Annotated in this window: 3 protein-coding genes, 1 pseudogene and 1 other annotated feature; of the genes and pseudogenes, 3 read left to right on the top strand and 1 reads right to left on the bottom strand. The window is 64.2% G+C overall.

The genetic code is table 11. The annotated features are described in order from the left end of the window. The coding region (locus EJC49_RS17415) for a multiheme c-type cytochrome (RefSeq protein WP_170314772.1) at positions 1–1,204 on the bottom strand (1,204 nt) is incomplete at its 3' end. A 185-nt stretch (positions 1,205–1,389) separates the two neighbouring features. Between EJC49_RS17415 and EJC49_RS17410 the strand changes: the two genes are divergently transcribed. From EJC49_RS17410 to EJC49_RS17400, 3 genes and pseudogenes are all read left to right on the top strand, one after another. After that, a complete protein-coding gene (locus EJC49_RS17410) occupies positions 1,390–3,786 on the top strand; it encodes an arylsulfatase (RefSeq protein WP_245453450.1) in 2,397 nt (798 codons plus the stop codon). Positions 3,787–3,898: 112 nt separating this feature from the next. Further along, on the top strand, positions 3,899–5,380 hold the full coding sequence (locus EJC49_RS17405; RefSeq protein ID WP_245453449.1) for a DUF1254 domain-containing protein: 1,482 nt from the start codon (positions 3,899–3,901) through the stop codon (positions 5,378–5,380). Between the two features lie 19 nt (positions 5,381–5,399). Further along, positions 5,400–6,467: pseudogene (locus EJC49_RS17400) on the top strand (IS3 family transposase). Beyond that, positions 5,543–5,659: a sequence feature (AL1L pseudoknot), on the top strand. (Overlaps the previous pseudogene by 117 nt.) Positions 6,468–6,522 lie beyond the last annotated feature (55 nt).

The raw sequence follows: 6,522 nt of genomic DNA, 5'->3' as shown, positions 1-6,522 counted from the left end.
AACCGGGCCGCGCGGCGACGTCGAGCAGGGCGCGCGCCGCGGCCTCGCGCACCGCCCGCAATGGATCGGAGAGCAGGGGCCGCAGCATGGAGAGGCGTTCGTCCGGCGGGAGCGTGGGCAAGATGCCCGCCGCCGCGGCGCGCACCAGCGGCTCGGCATCCGACAACAACCGGCCGACCCGTTCCGCCGACGGCCGGTCCTGGACCGCGCCGATCAGTTCCAGCGCCGTGGCGCGCACGATGGCGGACGTCTCCGCCCGTTCGGCGATGTCGAGAAGGGCGGGCGCCTGCCCCTGCGGCGAACGCCTGGCCGCGGCGAAGGTGGTGGCGTGATGCGGACCGCGATGCGAACTCGCGGGAAAGCGCCGCGCCAGTTCCTCGACCGCCCATTCCGCGCTTCGGTCGGCATGGCAGTCCGTGCAGGCGTTCGGGGACCCGGTCGGCGCGAGATCGGGGCGCGGCACGCGGAAACTGTGGTCCCGGCGCGTGTCGATCCCCATGTAGGTGCGCTCGATCATATGGCACGAGACACATTGCGCCCCGGCACCGCCCTCGACATGGAAATGGTGTTCGGGCCCGTCATAGACCTTGAGCATCAGCGAGGGGAATTCGGAATTGCCCCCCGGCGAATGGCATTGCGTGCAAACCGCGTTGCCTTCCGCCTTGAGGGTCGCCGAATGCGGTTCGTGGCAGGTGGAGCAACGCACCCCCCGGGCATGCATCTTCGACTGCAGGAACGAGCCGCCCTCGAAGACCTCGTCCAGGATGGATCCGTCGGGGTGATAGAGGCCTTGACGCAGCAGCGCGATCGAGAACGCGTCGTGATAGTCCGTTCCCGGCAAGGGGTTTCCATCCTGCATCGCCTCGCGGCGCGAATGGCAGGTGAGGCACTGCATCACTTCGGCCTGCTGCGAGGCGGCGACGTCGACGGTCAGTCCCCGCGCCGTCAGGCCGGGCGTGATCTCGCGCTGGCCGCCACCGCGCGCCTGGGCGACATGCGCCGCCCCCAGCCCATGACAGGCCTCGCAGCCGACCCCGATCTCCGCCATCTTCGGCGCATAGCTGTTCGTCGCCGCGCTGTAGGTCCGGCTGTAGCCGGTCGCATGACATTCGGCGCAGCGCGCTTCCCAGCTCTTGTAGGGGCCGGTCCAGTGAAATCCGTCGCCGGGTGGGGCGACCTGGTCGCCGAACACCCCGACAGGCACGCGGCCGTTGCGTCTGGCGCTACTGCGCGAAAATGGCGACGCTCGACGCCACCAATGGCACGAGACCTGTCAGATCCGTTTGACGCAGAACAAAGCCGTTGGCCCAAAAACCACGTAGCAGCAAACGATCTCGACGCGACAGTGCGCTTCATCGCCGCGCGGAAAGTCATTTGCAGGAGGAAATCATGAAACAGGAGAGGATTGCCGGCATGTCGCCCCACCCACGATCGAGCATATGGACGCGAGCCGCCTTGATCAGCGTCTTGCCGTTGTTGACGGCTCCGATGGCCTTCGCGCAAGAGCAGACGCCGATCGATAGGACTGTCCTGCCGATCCAGCGGCCTGCCGCGACCCCGATCACCGAAATCGACGCCCGGAACGCCACCCTGCCGGCGCCGTTTTCGATAAAGGCCCCGGACGGCGCGCCGAATGTGGTCATCGTCCTGATCGACGATCTGGGCTTTGGCGCCACCAGCTCTTTTGGCGGTCCGATCTCCACGCCGACGCTGGATGACCTGGCCAGCGAAGGCCTGCGCTTCAACAGTTTCCATACCACGGCTCTGTGCTCGCCGACGCGCGCCGCGCTCAAGTCGGGGCGCAACCACCACGTCGCGTCGATGGGGTTCATCACCGAGATGGCGACGGGCTTTCCGGGATCCACTGGCCAGATCCCCAATTCGGTCGCGCCCCTGGCGGAAATCCTGCGCCTGAACGGCTACGGCACCGCGGCCTTCGGCAAGTGGCACGAGACGGCCGCGTGGGAGACTAGCGTCTCCGGTCCGTACGACCGCTGGCCCACGCATCAGGGCTTCGACAAGTTCTACGGCTTTCTCGGCGGCGAGACGAACCAATGGGCACCGTTTGTCATCGATGGTGTGACGCACGTCGAGCCGCCGGAGACACCGGGCTACAACTTCATGACCGACATGACCGATCAGTCGATCACCTGGATCCGTCATCAGCAGGCGATGACGCCTGACAAGCCATTCTTCGTCTATTTCGCACCGGGTGCGGTGCACGCGCCGCACCATGTGCCTCAGGAATGGATCGACCGCTGGAAGGGTAAGTTCGATCAGGGCTGGGATGTGATGCGTGAGCAGACACTGGCGCGGCAGATCGAAGCGGGTGTCGTGCCCGCTGGTACTGCTCTGGCTCCGAAGCCGGAGGCGATCAGGGACTGGGTCAGTCTTTCCGATGACGAAAGACGCCTCTTTGCCCGGCAGGCCGAGGTCTTCGCCGCGTTCACGGAGTACACGGATCACGAAATCGGTCGCATGTTCCAGGCCATCGGCGATCTGGGCGAACTCGACAATACTCTCATCTTCTACATCGCCGGCGACAACGGGACGAGCGCCGAAGGCGGCGAGAACGGCATGTTCAACGAGTACACCTATTTCAACGGAGTGGCCGAGCAGGTGTCTGACATGCTGCCGCTGATTGACAAGTGGGGCGGTCCCGAGACCTATCCGCATATGGCCGCGGGCTGGGCGGTGGGCCTCAACGCACCGTTTATGTGGACAAAACAGGTCGCCTCGAACTTCGGCGGCACTCGCGTCGGCATGGTCGCGCACTGGCCCGAGGGCATCAAGAGCAAGGGCGAGATCCGTACGCAGTTCAGCCATGTGATCGACATTGCACCGACCATCCTCGAAGCAGCGGGCGTGCCGGAACCGACGAGCGTCAACGGCACCACCCAGGTTCCCATGGATGGCAAGAGCCTGCTCTATACGTTCGACGACGCCGGGGCTGCGGAACGCCGTGTGACGCAGTACTTCGAGATCGCGGGGAACCGGGCCATCTATCATGACGGCTGGCTCGCGGGGACGATCCACAAGGCCCCGTGGGAGGCGCAACCCCGCGCCACGCTCGACGGCGACAAGTGGGAACTCTACGACGTCCGGTCTGACTTCAGCCTGGCCCGCGATCTTGCGGCGGAAAACCCGCAGAAGCTTGCCGAGATGCAAGCGCTCTTTCTGGAGGAAGCCAGAAAGAACAATGTTCTGCCGATCGACGACCGGTCGTTCGAGCGCCTCACCGATCCGATCGGAGTCGGGCGGCCCGATCTGTTCGCCGGACGCGACTCCATCACGCTCGCCAAGGGCATGACTGGAATGCTCGAAGCCGCCTTCCCGAATGTGAAGAACCGCTCGATCACGCTCGATGCCGACATCGTCGTGCCCGAAGGTGGGGCCAACGGGACGGTCATCGCCCAGGGCGGTCGCTTCGGAGGCTGGTCGCTCTACGTCAAGAATGGCGTGCCCGGCTATCGCTACAACTTCCTCGGCCTCCAGACCTTCGACGTCTCCGCGACGGACGCCCTGGCCAACGGCAACGCCAATATCCGGCTCGAGTTCGCCTATGACGGTGGCGGCCCGGGTAAGGGCGGGACCGCCACGCTGTTCGTGAACGGCGAGAAGGTGGCCGAAGGCCGGATCGAGCATACACAGGGCGCGATCTTCTCGGCCGACGAGACGGCGGATGTCGGTGTGGACCTCGGCACCGCCGTGGTGGCCGAGATCGGCGCCGGCGAGGCGTCGCATTTCAACGGCGGCATCCCGCGCGTCACGCTGACGCTGCAATGATGGAAGGATGCGGCGCGTTCGCCGGGCCGCATCGTCCTCCCCACGTTCGGTATGTACGCTCTCGACCAGAAGGAACGAGCAAATGATACCTTCATCGCTTGGAAAAGCGGCCATGACGATCCTGTGCGCGATGGCTGCGAGCGCCGCGCTGGCTCAAACGCCGCCCAAGGTGAAGATGGCCACCGAAATTCCACCTGGTATCGCCATGCCCGACGAAGTCGAGACGCGGCTGGGAACATTGAAGTTCTTCGATGGCTTCCCGGACGAAGCCACGGTCGACAAACTCTACGACAACCTCGATTTCCAGCGTGCCGTGCAGGCCTATCTGCTGGCAATTCCCGCCGTTAACCAGGCCGCGATGCGCAAGGCGCTTCTGCGGTGGGGGCCAGCCAACACCACCATGCCGATCTGGGAGGAACTGGTCTTTCCCCGGACCGTGGGCCTGACCTTCAACACCAGTACTCCCTATGCCTGGATGTGGATCGATCTCCACGATGGCCCCCTGGTGGCCGAAGTTCCGCCGGGCGTGCTCGGAGCCTTCAACGATCACTGGTACAGGTGGCTGTTGGACGTGGGCGTAACGGGCCCCGACGAGGGCAAGGGCGGCAAGTACCTCATTCTCCCGCCGCGCTACAAGGGCGAAGTGCCGGAAGGATACTTTGTCGCGCGAGCGCAGTCCTACGAGATGTTTCTGGCATTTCGGACCTTTCCCGACGAGAAGGGCGACCTGAAGCCGCACGTGGAACTGACCAAGCAGCGGACGAGGGTGTACCCGCTTTCGCAGGCGGCCAATCCGCCGCCGATGAAGTTCGTGAACATTTCACCCGAACCGTTCGTGACGGTCGGGCCCGGCGACTACCAGTTCTGGGATCTTCTCAATGACGTCGTCCAGTCCGAGCCGCCGTATACCGGAGATCCGGTGACCCTGGGGTTCTTCGCTTCGATCGGCATCGAGCATGGAAAGCCCTTCGCACCCGATGAGCGGATGAAGCAGATCCTGACCGAAGCCGCGACCGTGGGCGATGCAACGGCGCGGGCACTCACCTACCGGATGCGCGACAAGGAAGCCTTCTACCATGAAAGCAGCGCGTGGCGGACGGCATTCCTGGGAGGGTACAACTTCGAGCGGAACGGCATCAAGCTGCTGGATTCGTCGTCTCAATACTACTTCTACGCAACCGGCGTGACCCCCGCGATGGAAGCCAAGATGGTTGGCTCCGGTTCGCAATACGCGCTCGCATTCGTGGACTCCAATGGTCGGCCGCTCGATGGCAGCCGGACCTATCGGCTGCACGTGCCGGCGAACGTCCCGATCAACAATTTTTGGTCGGTGATCGCCTACGACAACCAGACGCGCTCCTTCCTGCAGACGGAACAGACATGGCCGTCCGTGACAAGCAAGGACAAGGACTTCAACGTAAATGGCGACGGCTCGGTGGATGTGTACTTTGGTCCCGAGCGGCCCGGTGATGCCAGGAACTTCATCCAGACGATTGCGGGCAAGGGGTGGAACGCCATTTTCCGGCTGTACGGTCCGCTCGAACCTTGGTTCGACAAGAGTTGGAAGCTGGGAGAGGTCGAACTCGTCGAGTAGCCCGACGGGCAACTATTCGATCGAATGGCCGTGTCAGAGTCCGTGCCGAAACTGCTCATGCAAGCGGGCCGGTGTGCCAACCGACATGGCAGCGAAGCTGAAGGCTCTGGAACGCCAGAACCGGGAGCTTCGGCAAGCCAACGAGATATTGAGCAAGGCTTCCGCTTACTTTGCCCAGGCGGAGCTCGACCGCCCATTCAAACGATGATCGCGTTCATTGACGATCACCGCGAGGTCCACGGGGTCGAGCCGATCTGCAAGGTTCTGCCGATCGCCCCGTCGACCTACCACGACCACGTCGCCAAGCGCGCCGATCCCGAGAAGCTATAGGCGCGGGCAAAGCGAGACTTGACGCTAAAGCCCGAGATCGAGCGTGTCTTCGCCGAGAATTTCGAGGTCTACGGCGCGAGGAAGGTCTGGCGTCAGATGCTGCGCGAAGGCTTCGCAGTTGCACGCTGCACGGTCGGTCGAGCGGCTGATGGCCGACCTTGGCCTTCAGGGCGTCATCCGCGGCAAGCCGATCCGCACCACGGTGCAAGACAAGGCCGCCCCGTGCCCGCTCGACCATGTGAACCGGGTCTTCCATGCCCCGGCGCCGAACCGGCTCTGGCTGTCGGACTTCACCTACGTCAGCACCTGGTCGGGCTTCGTCTATGTGGCCTTCGTGATCGACGCCTACGCCCGCCGGATCGTCGGATGGCGGGTGAGCAGAACGGCGCACGCGAGCTTCGTCCTCGATGCTCTGGAACAGGCACTGCACGAACGGCGGCCCGTCCATCGCGGCGGCCTGGTGCACCCTTCTGACAGGGGGTCTCAATATGTCAGCGTCCGCTACACCGGGCGCTTGGCGAAAGCCGGCATCGAGCCCTCCGTCCGCAGCGTCAGTGACCCTTACGACAACGCTGTCGCCGAGACGATCAACGGCCTCCACAAAGCAGAGGTCATCCATCGACGGGGACCATGGCGATCTTTCGAAGAGGTCGAGTTCGCCACCTTGACCTGGGTCGACTGTTTCAACAATCGCTGGCCCTTGGAGCCCATCGGCAACATCCCGCCGGACGAAGCCGAGGAGCGCTACTACGGGTGACGTCCCTGGACGTGGTGTAGCTGGGTAGCGCGGTGGTCATCGGCGCTTTCCGGTA

Origin of the sequence: Aquibium carbonis (assembly GCF_003970795.1) — a bacterium.
In the GTDB taxonomy this organism is placed as follows: Bacteria; Pseudomonadota; Alphaproteobacteria; order Rhizobiales; family Rhizobiaceae; genus Aquibium; species Aquibium carbonis.
The sequence above is the reverse complement of the archived record's forward strand: the minus strand, read 5'-3'. Positions and strand labels throughout refer to the sequence as shown.

Bases quoted from the DNA above. Each gene is read 5' to 3' on its own strand.
- EJC49_RS17410 (WP_245453450.1), top strand. From the start codon at position 1,390: ATGAAACAGGAGAGGATTGCCGGCATGTCGCCCCACCCACGATCGAGC.
- EJC49_RS17405 (WP_245453449.1), top strand. From the start codon at position 3,899: ATGACGATCCTGTGCGCGATGGCTGCGAGCGCCGCGCTGGCTCAAACG.